At 73.3% G+C, this 16,336-nt stretch carries 14 protein-coding genes; 11 read left to right on the plus strand and 3 right to left on the minus strand.

Translation table 11 applies throughout. From position 1 onward, the window contains the following. Positions 1–68: 68 nt before the first annotated feature. From ftsZ to D7294_RS12760, 6 genes are all read left to right on the plus strand, one after another. Positions 69–1,307 (plus strand): cell division protein FtsZ, encoded by a 1,239-nt coding sequence (ftsZ, locus tag D7294_RS12735; RefSeq protein ID WP_120678931.1) that lies wholly within the window; start codon positions 69–71, stop codon positions 1,305–1,307. Positions 1,308–1,356: 49 nt separating this feature from the next. Next, positions 1,357–2,088: a peptidoglycan editing factor PgeF gene (pgeF, locus tag D7294_RS12740; protein WP_120679317.1), complete on the plus strand. Its 732-nt coding sequence runs from the start codon at positions 1,357–1,359 to the stop codon at positions 2,086–2,088. After that, complete coding sequence (locus tag D7294_RS12745; protein WP_174248335.1) at positions 2,085–2,834, plus strand: YggS family pyridoxal phosphate-dependent enzyme; 750 nt, start codon at positions 2,085–2,087, stop codon at positions 2,832–2,834. Before pgeF ends, D7294_RS12745 begins: the two co-directional genes overlap by 4 nt. A 125-nt stretch (positions 2,835–2,959) precedes the next feature. Then, a complete protein-coding gene (locus tag D7294_RS12750; RefSeq protein ID WP_120679320.1) occupies positions 2,960–3,595 on the plus strand; it encodes a cell division protein SepF in 636 nt (211 codons plus the stop codon). Positions 3,596–3,667: 72 nt separating this feature from the next. Beyond that, positions 3,668–3,952: a YggT family protein gene (locus D7294_RS12755; RefSeq protein WP_120678933.1), complete on the plus strand. Its 285-nt coding sequence runs from the start codon at positions 3,668–3,670 to the stop codon at positions 3,950–3,952. A gap of 49 nt (positions 3,953–4,001) precedes the next feature. After that, positions 4,002–5,204 carry a DivIVA domain-containing protein gene (locus D7294_RS12760; protein ID WP_120678935.1) on the plus strand — a complete coding sequence of 401 codons (1,203 nt, stop codon included), beginning with the start codon at positions 4,002–4,004 and terminating at the stop codon, positions 5,202–5,204. 134 nt (positions 5,205–5,338) lie between these two features. Here D7294_RS12760 and ileS read toward each other — a convergent pair whose 3' ends face one another. Then, positions 5,339–8,479, minus strand: a complete 3,141-nt coding sequence (gene ileS / locus D7294_RS12765; RefSeq protein WP_120678938.1) for an isoleucine--tRNA ligase — start codon at positions 8,477–8,479, stop codon at positions 5,339–5,341. A gap of 924 nt (positions 8,480–9,403) precedes the next feature. Here ileS and D7294_RS12770 point away from each other — a divergent pair. Genes D7294_RS12770 through D7294_RS12785 form a run of 4 tightly spaced genes read left to right on the plus strand, consistent with a single transcriptional unit; the run spans position 9,404 to position 13,116 of the window. Then, the gene (locus D7294_RS12770; RefSeq protein ID WP_241562316.1) at positions 9,404–9,871 is read left to right on the plus strand and encodes a TraR/DksA family transcriptional regulator; all 468 of its coding nucleotides are present in this window, start codon (positions 9,404–9,406) and stop codon (positions 9,869–9,871) included. 42 nt (positions 9,872–9,913) lie between these two features. Beyond that, complete coding sequence (gene lspA, locus D7294_RS12775) at positions 9,914–10,528, plus strand: signal peptidase II (RefSeq protein WP_120679321.1); 615 nt, start codon at positions 9,914–9,916, stop codon at positions 10,526–10,528. A gap of 25 nt (positions 10,529–10,553) precedes the next feature. Then, complete coding sequence (locus D7294_RS12780) at positions 10,554–11,504, plus strand: RluA family pseudouridine synthase (RefSeq protein ID WP_120678940.1); 951 nt, start codon at positions 10,554–10,556, stop codon at positions 11,502–11,504. A gap of 16 nt (positions 11,505–11,520) precedes the next feature. Further along, positions 11,521–13,116 carry a Na+/H+ antiporter gene (locus tag D7294_RS12785; RefSeq protein ID WP_120678942.1) on the plus strand — a complete coding sequence of 532 codons (1,596 nt, stop codon included), beginning with the start codon at positions 11,521–11,523 and terminating at the stop codon, positions 13,114–13,116. A 67-nt stretch (positions 13,117–13,183) separates the two neighbouring features. Here the strand turns inward: D7294_RS12785 and D7294_RS12795 are convergent, their stop codons facing one another. Continuing rightward, positions 13,184–14,476, minus strand: a complete 1,293-nt coding sequence (locus tag D7294_RS12795; protein ID WP_194117745.1) for a mechanosensitive ion channel family protein — start codon at positions 14,474–14,476, stop codon at positions 13,184–13,186. 236 nt (positions 14,477–14,712) lie between these two features. Between D7294_RS12795 and D7294_RS12800 the strand changes: the two genes are divergently transcribed. Continuing rightward, on the plus strand, positions 14,713–15,276 hold the full coding sequence (locus D7294_RS12800) for a dienelactone hydrolase family protein (protein WP_120679323.1): 564 nt from the start codon (positions 14,713–14,715) through the stop codon (positions 15,274–15,276). A gap of 187 nt (positions 15,277–15,463) precedes the next feature. Here the strand turns inward: D7294_RS12800 and D7294_RS12805 are convergent, their stop codons facing one another. Beyond that, positions 15,464–16,300: a DsbA family protein gene (locus D7294_RS12805; protein WP_120678944.1), complete on the minus strand. Its 837-nt coding sequence runs from the start codon at positions 16,298–16,300 to the stop codon at positions 15,464–15,466. Positions 16,301–16,336: the final 36 nt, after the last annotated feature.

Consider the following 16,336-nt stretch of genomic DNA (forward strand, 5'->3'; position numbering starts at 1 on the left):
GGCATCAGTCGGCGCACTGCGGCTCACGCGGAGCGGCGACACGTAAATCGAGGCGAGAGGCCTTCGACGTGGCAGCACCGCAGAACTACCTCGCAGTCATCAAGGTCGTCGGTATCGGCGGCGGTGGCGTCAACGCCATCAACCGGATGATCGAGGTCGGTCTCAAGGGCGTCGAGTTCATCGCGATCAACACCGATGCGCAGGCGCTGCTGATGAGCGATGCCGACGTCAAGCTCGATGTCGGCCGCGAGCTCACCCGGGGACTCGGGGCGGGCGCCGACCCCGACGTGGGGCGCAAGGCTGCCGAGGATCACCGGGAGGAGATCGAGGAGGTCCTCAAGGGGGCCGACATGGTCTTCGTCACCGCGGGGGAGGGCGGCGGCACGGGCACCGGCGGCGCCCCGGTCGTCGCGAACATCGCCCGCTCGCTCGGCGCGCTGACCATCGGCGTGGTCACCCGCCCCTTCACCTTCGAGGGCCGCCGGCGGGCCAACCAGGCCGAGGACGGCATCGCCAGGCTCCGCGACGAGGTCGACACCCTCATCGTCATCCCCAACGACCGGCTGCTGTCCATCTCGGACCGCCAGGTCAGCGTGCTCGACGCCTTCAAGTCCGCGGACCAGGTGCTGCTGTCCGGTGTCCAGGGCATCACCGACCTGATCACCACCCCCGGCCTCATCAACCTCGACTTCGCCGACGTCAAGTCCGTGATGTCCGAGGCGGGTTCCGCGCTGATGGGCATCGGCTCCGCCCGCGGCGACGACCGCGCGGTGGCCGCGGCCGAGATGGCGATCTCCTCCCCGCTGCTCGAGGCGTCCATCGACGGCGCCCGCGGCGTGCTGCTCTCCATCTCCGGCGGCTCCGACCTCGGCCTCTTCGAGATCAACGAGGCGGCCCAGCTGGTCAGCGAGGCCGCCCACCCCGAGGCCAACATCATCTTCGGCGCGGTCATCGACGACGCCCTCGGCGACGAGGTGCGGGTCACCGTGATCGCCGCCGGCTTCGACGGCGGCCAGCCGCCCGCCCGCAGCAGGGACAAGGTGCTCGGCGCGTACGGCGCCAAGGAGGAGACCTCCTCCTTCGGGGACCGCGGCGCCCCCGAGCCGGAGCCGGAGCGGAGTTCGTTCGGCGGCCTCGGCACGCTGCCCAGCCGCGACCCGGGTCCGCTCGGGGACCGCGAGGGCGAGGGCGCGCCGGCCGACCCGGCCCGGGAGCCGCTGAAGGGCTCGGGCCCGCAGGTGCCGGGGGCCAGGCCCTACGACGGCGGGCAGATCGAGGAGCTGGACGTCCCCGATTTCCTCAAGTGACCCGGGCCGAGCCCGGGGAACTCCGCGAGACCATTTCCACGTGAGCCACGTGATAGAGCAGCAGCACACCGCAGGCGGCGCGCACTTCGCCTTCACCGACAGGTGGGGCGGGGTGAGCGCCGCTCCTTACGAGACGCTCAACCTGGGGGGCGCGGTCGGCGACCGTTCCGCGGCCGTCCGCGCGAACCGCGAGCTGGCGGCCAAGGAACTGGGCCTCGACCCCACCGACGTGCGCTGGATGCGCCAGGTCCACGGGCGCGAGGTCGTGACCGCCGACGCGCCCTGGACCGGGGACGGCCCGCCCGAGGCGGACGGGGTGGTGACCGCGCGCCCCGGGCTCGCGCTCGCCGTGCTGACCGCCGACTGCACGCCGGTGCTGCTCGCCGACCCGGGGGCCGGGGTCGTGGGCGCGGCCCACGCCGGGCGCCCCGGGCTGCTGGCCGGGGTGGTGCCCGCGACCGTCGAGGCGATGTGCGCCCTGGGGGCGCGCCCCGAGCGCATCCTCGCGCGCACCGGGCCCGCGGTCTGCGGCCGGTGTTACGAGGTGCCGGAGGAGATGCGCGCGGAGGCCGAGCGGACGGTGCCCGGCAGCGGCGCCACCACCGGGCGGGGCACCCCCGCCATCGACATTCCCGCCGGGGTGGCCCGGCAACTCGCCGCGTGCGGCGTGCGGGAGGTGCGGCTCTCCCCGGTGTGCACCCTGGAGTCCGCCGACCACTTCTCCTACCGCAGGGAGCGGGTCACGGGGCGTCAGGCCAGCTACGTCTGGATCGCGCGGTGAGCGGGACGCGCGCCGGGCGCGTGACCGAACTGGCCGCGAATCTCGCCCGGGTGGAGGAGCGCATCTCCCGCGCGTGTGACACGGCGGGGCGCGCGCGCTCCGAGGTCGCGCTGGTGGTGGTCAGCAAGACGTATCCGGCCGAGGACGTGCGGGAACTGGCCGGATTCGGCCTCACGCAGTTCGCGGAGAACCGGGACCAGGAGGCGGGACCGAAGGCCGCGGCCTGCGCGGATCTTCCCCTGAACTGGCACTTTGTGGGGCAGTTGCAAACCAACAAGGTGCGTTCCGTGGTGAGTTACGCGGACTATGTGCACTCCGTCGACCGGCTCAGGCTGGTGTCGGCGCTGTCCTCCGCGGCGACGAGACGGGGGCGCGGGCCCCTGCACTGCCTGATCCAGGTGGCCCTGGAGAAGGAGGGGCGAGCCCCGGGCGCGGCCGGGGATTCCGGCCGGGGCGGCGTGGCCCCCGAGGGGGTCGCGGAGTTGGCCGACGCGGTGGCCGCGGCCCCCGGCCTGCGGCTGGCCGGATTGATGACGGTCGCACCCCTGTCCGGCGCGTACGCCGGTGCGCCGGCCGCCGCTTTCGAACGAATCGGGGAAATCTCAAGGAGCCTGCGCGAGCGGCATCCTGCTGCGAACATGGTGTCGGCGGGTATGAGCGCGGACCTGGAGGAGGCGATCATTGCGGGAGCGACACACGTAAGGGTTGGAAGCGCGGTACTCGGCGTGCGCCCCACGCTCGGGTAACGTCGCCAGGCGGGGGACCACCAGCCGAAAATATGGTCATTCCCGAGGGATTCGGGCAGGTTACGTGGATCATCCGGGGCCGCGACGGCCGGAGCCGATCCACCACAGAGCGGAGGACGCAGTCGATGGCTGGCGCGATGCGCAAGATGGCGGTCTACCTCGGCCTCGTGGAGGACGACGGCTACGACCGCCCGGGGTACGGCCCCGATGACGAGTTCGAACCCGAGCCGGAGCCCGAGCGGGGGCGGCGCCAGCAGGCGCTGGACACCCAGGGGCGGGACCGGCCGGAGGAGCCGGTGCGCGTGGCGCACCCCCCGGCGCAGCGGGAGACGGAGCCCACGCCGGCCCCGATCCTGGCGGAAAGCAGACGGCCGGGGAGGATCGCTCCCGTGTCTTCCATCACATCCGAACGACAGCACGACCGACACAACATGGAGAAGAGCGCGCCCGTGATCATGCCCAAGGTCGTCTCGGAGCGGGAGCCCTACCGGATCACGACGCTGCACCCCAGGACCTACAACGAGGCCCGTACCATCGGGGAACACTTCCGCGAGGGGACCCCGGTGATCATGAATCTGACCGAGATGGATGACACGGATGCAAAGCGACTTGTCGACTTTGCTGCTGGTCTCGTCTTCGGTCTCCATGGCAGCATCGAGCGGGTGACGCAGAAGGTCTTCCTCCTGTCGCCTGCTAACGTCGACGTAACGGCGGAGGACAAGGCCCGCATCGCAGAGGGTGGGTTCTTCAACCAGAGCTGACGGAAACAACAGGACCACGAGGTCCCGGTCCGAGGTCCGGGACGGAGAGCACAGGGGAGAGGGACAGGCAGGATGGGCATCGTTCAGCAGGTGATCCTGATTGCCTTGTACTGTCTGCTGGCCCTGCTGCTCTTCCGGTTGGTGATGGACTACGTCTTCATGTTCGCGAGGTCATGGCAGCCGGGCAAGGCGATGGTCGTGGCCCTGGAGGCGACCTACACTGTCACCGATCCGCCGCTGAAGGCGCTGCGGAGGGTCATCCCTCCCCTGCGTTTCGGGGGTGTGGCGCTTGATCTGTCGTTCTTCGTACTGATGATCATCGTCTACATCCTGATCAACGTCGTGGCCTGGCTGTGAACGAGTACGGTCTTGCCGATATGCCGACGAATTACGTTGAGGTGAAGAGATGCCGTTGACCCCCGAGGACGTGCGGAACAAGCAGTTCACGACCGTCCGTCTCCGAGAAGGCTACGACGAGGACGAGGTCGATGCCTTCCTCGACGAGGTCGAGGCAGAGCTGACCCGGTTGCTCAGGGAGAACGAGGACCTGCGCGCCAAGCTGGCCGCCGCCACCCGGGCCGCTGCCCAGAATCAGCAGAACCTGCGCAAGCCTCCCGAGCAGCAGGAACGCCAGGGCGGACCCATGCCGGCCATATCCGGACCGCAGGGCGGCCCGCAGCAGCAGATGGGCGGCCCGCCGCAGCTGCCCGCAGGCCCCGGCGGACAGCAGGGGCACCCCGGGGGTCCCGGCCCGATGGGCCAGGGCATGGGCCCGGGCGGTCCCGGCCCGATGGGGCAGATGGGCCCCGGCGGCCCCGGGCCCATGGGACAGATGGGGCCGATGGGGCAGGGCCCGATGGGCCAGGGCGGCCCGATGGGTCAGGGGGGTCCGCAGGGTCACCCCGGCGCCCCGGTGCCGATGGGCAACCACGGCCCCGGTCTCGGCGGCCCGCCGCAGATGCAGCAGCCCGGCGGCAACGAGAGCGCCGCGCGCGTGCTGTCGCTGGCGCAGCAGACCGCCGACCAGGCGATCGCGGAGGCCCGTTCCGAGGCGAACAAGATCGTGGGCGAGGCGCGCAGCCGGGCCGAGGGCCTGGAGCGGGACGCCCGTGCCAAGGCCGACGCCCTGGAGCGGGACGCGCAGGAGAAGCACCGCGTGGCGATGGGCTCGCTGGAGTCCGCCCGCGCGACGCTGGAGCGCAAGGTCGAGGACCTGCGCGGCTTCGAGCGCGAGTACCGCACGCGGCTGAAGTCCTACCTGGAGAGCCAGCTGCGTCAGCTGGAGAGCCAGTCCGACGACTCGCTCGCCCCGCCGCGTTCCCCCTCCGCCCCCTCGCTGCCGCCGTCCCCCTCGCCCTCGCTGGCCTCGGCGGGCGCGCCGGCCGGCCCGGGCGGTGGTCACCAGACGATGGGCGGCAACCAGCCCATGGGTGGGCAGCCGATGGGCGGGCACGGCGGCCCGAGCGGCCCGCCCTCCTACGGTGGGCAGCAGCAGATGTCGCCGGCGATGACCCAGCCGATGGCTCCGGTGCGGCCGCAGGGTCCGCAGCCGATGCAGCAGGCGCCCTCCCCGATGCGCGGTTTCCTCATCGACGAGGACGACAACTGAGCGGCGGGGCATAGGCTCCACGGCATATCGAGGGGCGGGGCCCGGACCACCTGGTCCGGGCCCCGCCCCTTTTCCTTGGCCGTTCCGGCCGTTCCTCGTGCCGTTTCCGCTCGCCGCGTTCGGCCGCGGGGGCCTCAGGCCTTGCGGAGCCGGAAGACGGCGCCCAGGGACTCGTCGCCGAAGGGCTCGCCGAACTCGCCCTCGCCCTCTCCCTCGGCGAAGTCGGTGGCCAGCACCTCCGAGCTGATCAGGGCCTGGTGCTCGGCGAGCGCGCGGCCCATCTCCTCGTCCAGCACCCGCCAGCGCACCACGATCCGGTCGACGACCTCCAGGCCGCTGTTCTTGCGGGCGTCCTGGATCAGCCGGATCGCCTCCCGCGCCAGGCCGGCCCGGCGCAGCTCCGGCGTGATCTCCAGGTCGAGCGCCACCGTGGCGCCGGCGTCGGAGGCCACGGACCAGCCCTCGCGCGGGGTCTCGGTGATGACGACCTCCTCCGGGCTCAGCTCCACCCGCTCGCCCTCCACCTCGACGGCGGCGGTGCCGGCCCGCAGCGCGGCGGAGAGCTCGGCGGCGTCCGCCTCGGCGATGGCCTTCGCGACCGGCTGGGTGCGCTTGCCGAAACGGCGGCCCAGGGCGCGGAAGTTGGCCTTGGCCGAGGTGTCGACCAGCGAGCCGCCCATGTCGGAGAGCGACGCCAGGGCCGTCACGTTCAGCTCCTCGGCGATCTGCTCGCGCAGATCGTCGCCGAGCAGCTCGAAGCCCTGGGCGGCGACCAGGGCCCGGGAGAGCGGCTGCCGCGTCTTCACGCCGGACTCGGCGCGGGTGGCGCGGCCCAGCTCCACCAGGCGCCGCACCAGCAGCATGTCCCGGGACAGGTCGGCGTCGACCAGGCTCGGGTCGGCCTCGGGCCAGGCGGCCAGGTGCACCGAGTCCGGCGCCTCGGGGGTCACCGGCACCACGAGGTCCTGCCAGACCCGCTCCGTGATGAACGGGACCAGCGGGGCCATCAGCCGCGTCACCGTCTCCAGCGCCTCGTGCAGGGTGCGCAGCGCCGCCGCGTCGCCCTGCCAGAAACGGCGGCGCGAACGGCGGACGTACCAGTTGGAGAGGTCCTCGACGAAGGTGGAGATCAGCTTCCCCGTGCGCTGGGTGTCGTAGTCCTCCATGGCCTTGGTGACCGTCTCCACCAGGGCGTTCAGCTCGCTGAGCAGCCAGCGGTCGAGCAGCGGCCGGTCGGCCGGCGCCGGATCGTCCGGGCCGGGCGCCCAGCCCGCGGTGCGGGCGTACAGCGCCTGGAAGGCGACCGTGTTCCAGTAGGTGAGGAGGGTCTTGCGGACCACCTCCTGGATGGTGCCGTGCCCCACGCGGCGGGCGGACCAGGGGGAGCCGCCTGCGGCCATGAACCAGCGGACCGCGTCGGCGCCGTGCCGCTCCATCAGCGGGATGGGCTCCAGGATGTTGCCCAGGTGCTTGGACATCTTGCGGCCGTCCTCGGCGAGGATGTGGCCGAGGCAGACCACGTTCTCGTAGGAGGAGCGGCCGAAGACGAGGGTGCCCACGGCCATCAGCGTGTAGAACCAGCCGCGGGTCTGGTCGATCGCCTCGCAGATGTACTGCGCCGGGTAGCGCTTCTCGAACTCCTCGCGGTTGCGGTGCGGGTAGCCCCACTGCGCGAAGGGCATCGCGCCCGAGTCGTACCAGCCGTCGATGACCTCGGGCACGCGGCTCGCCCGGTGCGCACAGCCCTCGGCGGGGCAGGGGAAGACCACCTCGTCGATGTAGGGGCGGTGCGGGTCGAGCCCGGACTGGTCGGCGCCGGTCAGCTCGCTCAGCTCGGCCAGCGAGCCGACGCAGGTGAGGTGGCCGTCCTGGCAGCGCCAGATCGGCAGCGGGGTGCCCCAGTAGCGGTTGCGCGACAGGGCCCAGTCCACGTTGTTGTTCAGCCAGTCGCCGTACCTGCCGTGCTTGACCGAGTCCGGGTGCCAGGTGGTCGCCTCGTTCTCCCGCAGCAGGGCCTCCTTGACCCGGGTGGTGCGGATGTACCAGGAGGGCTGTGCGTAGTAGAGCAGCGGGGTGTGGCAGCGCCAGCAGTGCGGGTAGCTGTGCTCGTAGGCGACGTGGCGCAGCAGCAGGCCGCGCTCGCGCAGGTCCGCGACCAGGGCCTCGTCGGCCTTCTTGAAGAACTGGCCGCCGACCAGCGGCAGCCCCTCCTCGAAGGAGCCGTTGGGGCGGACCGGGTTCACCACGGGCAGGCCGTAGCGACGGCAGGTCTGCAGGTCGTCCTCGCCGAAGGCCGGGGACTGGTGCACCAGGCCGGTGCCGTCCTCCGTGGTGACGTAGTCGGCGGTCACCACGAAGTGCGCGTCGGCGCCGCCGAAGTCGACCAGCTCGAAGGGGCGCCGGTAGGCCCAGCGCTCCATCTCGGCGCCCGTGAAGGACCGGCCGGTTGCCGTCCAGCCCTCGCCGAGGGCCTTGCCGAGGAGCGGCTCGGCGACGACCAGGCGCTCGTGGCCGTCGGTCGCCTCCACGTAGGTCACCTCGGGGTGGGCGGCCACCGCGGTGTTGGAGGGCAGCGTCCAGGGCGTGGTCGTCCACACCAGCAGGGCCGCCTCGCCCGCGAGCGGGCCCGAGGTCAGCGGGAGGCGGACGTATACCGAGGGGTCGACGACGGTCTCGTAGCCCTGGGCCAGCTCGTGGTCGGACAGGCCCGTGCCGCAGCGCGGGCACCAGGGGGCCACCCGGTCGTCCTGGCCGAGCAGGCCGGCCTCGAAGATCTGCTTCAGCGACCACCACACGGACTCGATGTAGTCCGGGCTCATGGTCCAGTAGGCGTTGTCCAGGTCGGTCCAGTAGCCCATGCGGTGGGTCAGGGTGGCGAAGGCGTCGGTGTGCCGGGTGACCGACTCGCGGCACTTCGCGTTGAACTCCGCGATGCCGTACGCCTCGATGTCCTGCTTGCCGGTGAAGCCGAGCTCCTTCTCCACGGCCAGCTCGACCGGCAGGCCGTGGCAGTCCCAGCCGGCCTTGCGCAGCACGTGGTAGCCGCGCATGGTCCGGTAGCGGGGAAAGATGTCCTTGAAGACCCTGGCCTCGATGTGGTGGGCCCCCGGCATTCCGTTGGCCGTGGGCGGGCCCTCGTAGAAGACCCACTCGGGGCGGCCCTCGGTCTGCTCCACGCTGCGCGCGAAGGTCTTGTTCTCCTGCCAGAGGTCGAGCACCGCGTGTTCGAGCGCGGGCAGGTCGACCTGGGCGGGGACGTGGCGGTACTGCGGCATCGGATCGTCCTCCGGCGGACACCAGCTTGTGTTCTCCGACGGAGGGACGAGAGCTCGGCGCTCCCGCGGTACCACCCTCCTTGGCCGGGGACCTGGCTGCGCACAGCCCTGCCCCCCACCCGCTCATTGGGCCGCGAAGCCGGGTCTACTCGCCCGGGCGGCCCGGGGCCCGGCTCCCGGAGGCGCGCGGGGCGAGTCCGGGGGCGGGTGGCCTTGGGTACCGCTGGGCTTTCTTCCGGCGGCTCCGGGGTGATCCTCACGTCGCGCGCGCCCCTGGGCTCACACCAACCCCAGGTCGCTCACGGCCGCCGACGACGCTACCTGTCCCCATCAACGCCTTTCGCTGCCCCACCAGTGTAAGGGGCCCCCGCGGGGGCGGCGACCGGCTTATTCCGGGGCCGGGTGGGGCACAACGCAGGGGTACCGGCGCGTTGTCGTTGCTGCGCGCCCCGAGTCGACTTATCGTTCCGGACACGATTCGCCCGCAAGATCACCACAGGGGAGGGGGCCGTTGCCCGGGGCGGGAGGCAGGGAGCGGCGGGCGCCGGGACGCCTCCGCACCCGCAGGGACCGGCGCCGCGACGGCCCGCCCGCGGTCCTCCGCGGTCCCGCCCGCGGTCCCTGCCGGGCCCCAGCGCCGCGGCGGGCCGTGGCGGGGGCGGCGGAAGGCGGCGCGGAGGCGGCGCGGAGGCGGCGCGGAGGGCAGCACCCGAGCACCACCGAGCAGGACCGGGGCACCACCCGGACAGTACCGGCGCACCATCCGATCGGCCCGCGACGGCAGCGGGCACAACCGAAGACGCACCCGGGCGCGACCGGGGCGGTACCCGGGCACGACCCGGGGCAGCAGGACCGGCCCCCGCGACCACCGCGGGGGCGCAGCACACGGCGGAGCACGTCGGCCGGAAGACAGGAGCCAAGAAGGTGGCAACGAAGAAGAGCGCGACGGGCCAGTCGGCCACCGCGGCCCCGCCGGCCCGGGTGCCGGTCGAACCAGGCGAACTCGCGGTGCGGTCGGGCGAGGACCCGTGGACGCCGGAGGAGGTGGCCCAGGCGCGGGGCGAGCTCACGGCGGAGGCCGACATGCTCCGCGCGGAGATCTCCGCCGCCGAGGAGGCCCTCACCGGCCTCATGCGCGACTCGGGCGACGGCGCAGGCGACGACCAGGCCGACACCGGCACCAAGAACGTCACCAGGGAACACGAGCTGGCCCTGGCCACCAACGCCAGGGAGCGGCTCTACCAGACGGAGCGGGCCCTGGGACGCATCGACGCGGGCACCTACGGCCTGTGCGAGAACTGCGGCAACCCCATCGGCAAGGCCAGGATGCAGGCCTTCCCGCGGGCCACCCTGTGCGTGGACTGCAAGCAGAAGCAGGAGCGGAGGCCGTGACGGGCCGCAGCCCCGCGCACGCCCGTGTCGTACCCTCAACCCGTGAGCGAGGCGGAGCGGATCATCGAGACACCCGACGAGCCCAGGGCCGCCGCTGAGGCGGCCGCGGACGAGCTGCCAGGGCGGGCGGACGAGGGCGGCACCACCGAGGCGGAGCCGCCCGCGCCGCGGGGCCGGCGGCGGATCGCCGTCCTCGTCTGCGTCGCCGCCGTCGCCTACCTGCTCGACCTGGTCAGCAAGATCATGGTGGTCGAGTGGCTGGAGCACGAGGAGCCCGTGGACCTCCTCGGCCGGTGGCTGCGCCTGGAGGCGATCCGCAACGGCGGTGCCGCCTTCGGCATCGGCTCCGCCCTCACCATCGTCTTCACCTGCATCGCCGCCACCGTCATCGTGGTGATCATCCGGCTGGCCAGGCGGCTGCGCAGCCTGCCCTGGGCGATCGCGCTCGGGCTGCTGCTCGGCGGGGCCTTCGGCAACCTGACCGACCGCGTCTTCCGCGCGCCCGGCGCGCTGGAGGGGCACGTGGTGGACTTCATCGCGCCCCGCTACTTCGCGGTCTTCAACCTGGCCGACTCGGCGATCGTCTGCGGCGGAATCCTCATCGTCCTGCTGTCCTTCCGCGGCCTCGACCCCGACGGGACCGTGCACCAGGACTGACGCTCCGTCCGGCATACTCGGTCAGGTGAGCACGCTTCCCGAGACTCCGCAGACCCGCGCACTGCCCGTACCGGAGGGACTTGAGGGGGAGCGGGTGGACGCCGCGCTCGCCCGTCTGCTCGGCTTCTCCAGGACCAAGGCCGCCGAGCTCGCCGCCGCGGGCAAGGTCAGGATCGACGGCGCCGAGGTCGGCAAGTCGGAACGGGTCAGCGGCGGCTCCTGGCTTGAGGTGGAGCTGCCGCCGCCGCCCGTCCCGGTGCAGGTCGAGGCCGAGCCGGTCGAGGGCATGCGGATCGTCCACGACGACGAGGACCTGGTGGTGGTCGACAAGCCGGTCGGCGTGGCCGCCCACCCCAGCCCCGGCTGGAGCGGGCCCACCGTGATCGGCGGCCTGGCCGCCGCCGGCTTCCGAATCGCCACCTCGGGCGCCGCGGAGCGGCAGGGCATCGTGCACCGGCTCGACGTCGGCACCTCGGGCCTGATGGTGGTGGCCAAGTCGGAACTCGCCTACTCGCGGCTGAAGCAGCAGTTCCGCGACCGGACGGTCGACAAGCGGTACCACGCGCTGGTGCAGGGCCACCCCGACCCGCTCAGCGGCACCATCGACGCGCCGGTCGGCCGCCATCCGCAGCACGACTACAAGTGGGCCGTGACCGCCGACGGCAAGCCCGCGGTCACCCACTACGACCTCATCGAGGCGTTCCGGGCCGCCAGCCTGCTCGACATCAAGCTGGAGACGGGGCGCACGCACCAGATCCGGGTGCACATGTCCGCCCACCGGCACCCCTGCGCCGGGGACCTCACCTACGGGGCCGATCCCACGATGGCCAGGCGTCTGGGGCTGAACCGGCAGTGGCTGCACGCGGTCCGCCTCGGCTTCGCCCATCCCGCCGACGGCCGCCGGGTGGAGTTCGTCAGCGAGTATCCGGCCGATCTGGCGGCCGCGCTGGACACGCTCAGGGCCGAGAGCTCCTGAGACCGGCCGGCCCGCCGTGGACCAGCTGACCCTGCTTCTCATCCTGCTGCTCGGCGCCCTGGTCACGGTGCCGCTGGGCGAACGGCTCACGCTGCCGCCGCCGGTGCTGACGACCGTGCTCGGCGGGCTGCTGGCGTTCCTGCCCTTCGTGCCGCGGCTGGAGCTTGACCCCGAGCTGATCCTGCCGCTGGTGCTGCCGCCCGTGCTGTTCGCCGCGGCGCGGCGCACCTCCTGGCGGCAGTTCACGGCGAACCTGCGCCCCATCCTGCTGCTGGCCGTGGCGCTCGTCTTCGTCACCACGGCCGCCGTCGCGGCGGTGACCTGGGCGGCCCTGCCCGGCCTGCCGGTGGCCGCGGCGATCGCGCTCGGCGCGCTGGTCGCGCCGCCCGACCCCATCGCCGCGACCGCGGTGGCCGGGCAGCTGGGGCTGCCGCGGCGGATGGTCTCGGTGCTGGCCGGGGAGGGCCTGTTCAACGACGTCGCCGCGATCACCATGTACAACGTGGCGGTGGAGGCGGTGGTCTCCGGCTCCTTCTCGCTCGGCGAGGCCCTGCTCGACCTGCTGCTCTCGGCGGTCGTGGCGATCGCGGTGGGCCTGGCGCTCGGCTGGGTGACCGCCCGGCTGCGCCCGCTGTTCGGCGAGGTCACCCTGCGCGTCGGCTTCACGCTGGTGCTGCCCTTCGTCGCCTGGACGGTGGCGGAGCAGCTGCACGGCTCCGCGGTGCTCGCGGTCCTCGTCATGGCCCTCTACCTCGGCGAGCAGGCCACCGACCCCGACGACGTGGCCGGCCGGCTGACCGGCGCCAGCTTCTGGGAGGTCGTCGACACCCTGGTGACGGGCGTCGCCTTCGGCCTGATCGGCCTGGAGCTGCACAGCGTGCTCGACACCACGGGGCACCGCTGGGACCGGCTGCTGCCCACCGCGACGCTCGTGCTGGTGGTGGTGCTCGGGGTGCGGCTGCTGTGGCTGCTGCCCGCGGCCTGGCTCACCCAGTGGGTGCGCAAGCGGGCGCACTCCACCGACGACGTGCCGCTGAGCCGGCGCGAGACGGTGGTGATGTGGTGGTCGGGGATGCGGGGGGTGGCCACGGTGGCGCTCGCCCTCGCGCTGCCGCTGCGGGTGGACGACGGGGGCGCGTTCCCCCAGCGGGACGCCCTCATCTTCGTCGCCTTCGTGATCGTCCTGGTCACCCTCGTGGCCCAGGGGCTCACCCTGCCCAGGCTCACGGTCAGGCTCGGGGTGCGGGCGGACCGCGACGTGGAGGAGGCGTTCGGCAACGAGCTGGCGCTGCGGGCCTCCCGGGCGGCCAAGCGGCGGCTCGCCGAGATCGAGCGGCGCCAGGACCTGCCGGAGGAGGTCTCCGAGGCGCTGGTGCGGCGGGCCTACGACATCGGCGTGCGGATCTCCCCCGGGGTGGCGGAGGACCGGATGCGGCAGAGCACCGTCGAACGCACCAGGCGGGTGCGGGAGATCGACGCCCTGTACGCCGAGCTGCTCGCCGCCGCCAGGCGCGAGGTGCTCGAGGTGCGCAGCGAGCCGGGCGCGGACCCGGAACTCGTGGACCGCGCCCTGCGGGAGCTGGACCGCACGAGCCTGCCGCACGGCATCTGAGCGGGCCCTGGGCGGGCCGGGCGGGGCCTGGGCGCGGCCCGGGCGGGCGGCGTGCGCGGGGGCGGGCTCAGGGCCGGTGGCCGCTGCTCTCGCCGGGGCCGGCGGCCTCGCCCGGGTCGCCGGGGTGGCGGGCGGCGCCGTTGCTGTGGGCGGGCTGGTGGCTCTGGTGGGGCGCGTAGGGCTGGTGCCTCTGGTGCGGCGGGGGACCCTGGCGCGCCGGGGCCTGGGGCCGGTCCCCGGGGTCCCGGTGCTCCCGGTACTCCCCGTGCTCCCGGCGCTCCCCGTGCTCGGCGCGGTCCCGGTGGTCCGCGGGGTCCTGGCGGGGGAGCACGGCGGCGGGGGAGGTGGCGACGCGGGGCAGGGCGTAGGGGTGGTGGTCGCGCAGCCAGGCGATCAGCTCCTCGCGCACCGCGCAGCGCAGCGACCAGGCGTCGTCGGCGTTCCGGCAGGACATGGCGGCGCGCAGCTCGATCGTGGTGGGGGTGGTGTCGGTGACCACCAGGTTCCAGCTCCGGCCGTCCCAGTCCTCGCGGCCGAGCAGGAACTCCCGCAGGTGCTCGCGCAGCGCGCCGACCGGGGTCGCGTGGTCGAGGTGGAGGAAGACGGTGCCGGTGATCTGGTGGCCGCCGCGCGACCAGTTCTCGTACGGCTTGCTGTTGAAGTACGACACCGGCATCGTCAGCCGGCGGTCATCCCAGGCGCGGACGGTGAGGAAGGCGAGGGAGAGTTCCTCCACGGTGCCCCACTCGCCGTCCACCACTATCGTGTCGCCGATCTTGACCGAGTCGCCGAAGGCGATCTGCAGGCCCGCGAAGAGGTTGCCGAGCATCGACTGGGCGGCGACACCGGCGATGATGCCGATGACGCCGGCGGAGGCCAGCATGGAGGCGCCGAGCGCCCTCAGGTCGGGGAAGAGCAGCAGGATGGTGACGGCCGTGGCCACGATGGCGAGCACGGTGGTGACCACCCGGCGCAGCATCGTCAGCTGGGTCCTGAACTGCCGTACCCGGGCGAGATCCTGGGTGCGGCGCTCGTACTCGGTCAGCTGGTTCTCGGCGACCGCCCCGGCGGCCCTGATGGTCAGCCAGACCGCCGCGGCGATGGCGACGGTGGCCAGCAGGCTCCGGAAGACGTCGCCGCGCCGCAGCTCCAGGTCGAACACCGCGTAGGCGATCCGCACCGCGGAGGCGGCGAGCAGCAGCTGGAGCGGCAGCTGGCAGCGCCGCAGCAGGGCCCACACCCGGGTGTCGGGGCGCCGCCGGTCCGCGGCGCACAGCGCCCGGTCGATCAGCCAGCCGATGAGCACGGTGAGCACGAGCGTGCCGCCGATCACCAGCAGCGGACGCAGCACGTGTTCCATGGTGCGCTCAGCTCCTCCCTGGCGGCTTCCGCCCCGCGCGGGCCTTCCCGACCGGCCTTTGGTCCTCGCGGACCTCGTCAGGCCAGGCTAACCGGACGCCCCGCTTCCGCGTGGGGCCCGTAGGGCGCGGGGCGAGGGGGGGATGGGCGGGGCAAGACGGGCGCGCTGGCAGGATGGGCCGGGCGGGACGCGGGTTCCCGCGGTACGGAAGGTGACCCCCGACTGTGACCGACGTCATGCTTCTCCACTCCGCCTACGGCCTCAGGCCCGCCGTGCGGGCGGCGGCCGACCTGCTGCGGTCCGCGGGACACCGGGTGCTGCTGCCGGACCTGTACGGGGGACGCACCGCCGACTCGGTGGAGGAGGGCCTCGCGATCCGCGACGAGATCGGCCGCGACGAGCTGCTGCGCCGGGCGATCGCGGCCGCCGCGGAACGCGCCGACGCGGGGCTGGTGTACGCCGGCTTCTCGCTGGGCGGCTCGCTGGCGCAGCGCATCGCCCTCGGCGACGAGCGCGCCAGGGGGCTGCTGTTGCTGCACGGCACCGCGGACCTCGAGGACGACGCCACGGCCCCCGGCCTGCCGGTGCAGCTGCACGTGGCGGACCCCGACCCGTTCGAGACCCACGACTGGCTGACCGCCTGGTACCTGCGGATGCGGCGGGCGGGCGCGGACGTGGAGGTCTTCAGGTACCCGGGCGCCGGGCACCTCTACACCGACCCGGAGCTGCCCGACCACGACGCCGAGGCGGCCCGCCGCACCTGGGAGGCGGCGCTCGGCTTCCTGGCGGAGCTGGACTGATTCCCGGCGGCCCGGCGGCCCGGCGGCACCGGCTGATCCCGGCGAAGCCGGCGGGAGCGGCGATGCGGGCAGGGCCCGCCCGGGGCGGCCGGCCCCGGGCGGGGCCCGGGCGGCCGGGAACGGACGCGGCGGGCGCCGGGGTCCCGGCCGCCGCACGGCCGCCGGGGCGCCCGGCCCGCCCGCCGGGTCACTCGGCCTGGGCGTGCTCCTGGACCATCGCCTGGAAGTCGTCCGCGGTCTGCGGGGTGTCCACGACCTCGCCGTTGAACTTCAGCGTCGGGGTGCCCGTCACGTCGGGATCGGCGTCGAACTTGTCCGACATCTGCAGGGCCCAGACCGCGAAGGTGCTGTCGGTGACCGCGTCGTTGAACTCCTGGTTGTTCTTGAGCTCGGGCACGGACTGGGCGATGTCGATCAGGGTCTGGTCGTCGGCGAAGTCGTCGTTCTGCTCGTCCGGGTGGTACTTCGCCGAGTACAGCGCGTCGTGGTAGGCGACGAACGCCTCGGGGCTGACGTCGAGCGCGGCGCCGAGGGCGTTCAGCGCGTTCTTGGAGCCGGTGCCGCCCAGGTTGCCGTCGAGGAAGGTGCCGAAGACGTACTCGACGTTGTAGGTGCCGTCCGCGACGCCCTGCTGCACCGCCTCGCCCGAGGCCTGCTCGAAGGCCGCGCAGGCCGGGCAGCGCGGGTCCTCGAACAGGGTGAGGGTGTTGGGGGCGTCCTCCTCGCCGATGCGGACCGTGAGGTGGTCGTCGCCGGTGGTGTTGGCCGGTGCGGTGGCCGGGAACTCGCCCTCCCCGCCGCTGTCCACTTGGTCGCGGATGGCGCTCCAGTCGGTGTTGTCCTTGCCGTCGTCCTGGTTGGCGATGAGGACGCCGACGCCGGCCGCGACGGCGAGGACGAGGACGGCGCTGCCGCCGACGAGGAACTGCCGGCGGAGCCTGTTCCTGCGTTCCTCGCGGGCGCGCTCGGCCCGCAGCCTCTCGCGGGCGGCCATCTTCGCCTGGGAGGAGTTGCGCTTGCTCATGGTCTTGGGTCTCCGTGTCCTGGGGGCGCGGCCTGG

Source organism: Streptomyces hoynatensis (assembly GCF_003626535.1).
Taxonomy (GTDB): domain Bacteria; phylum Actinomycetota; class Actinomycetes; order Streptomycetales; family Streptomycetaceae; genus Streptomyces; species Streptomyces hoynatensis.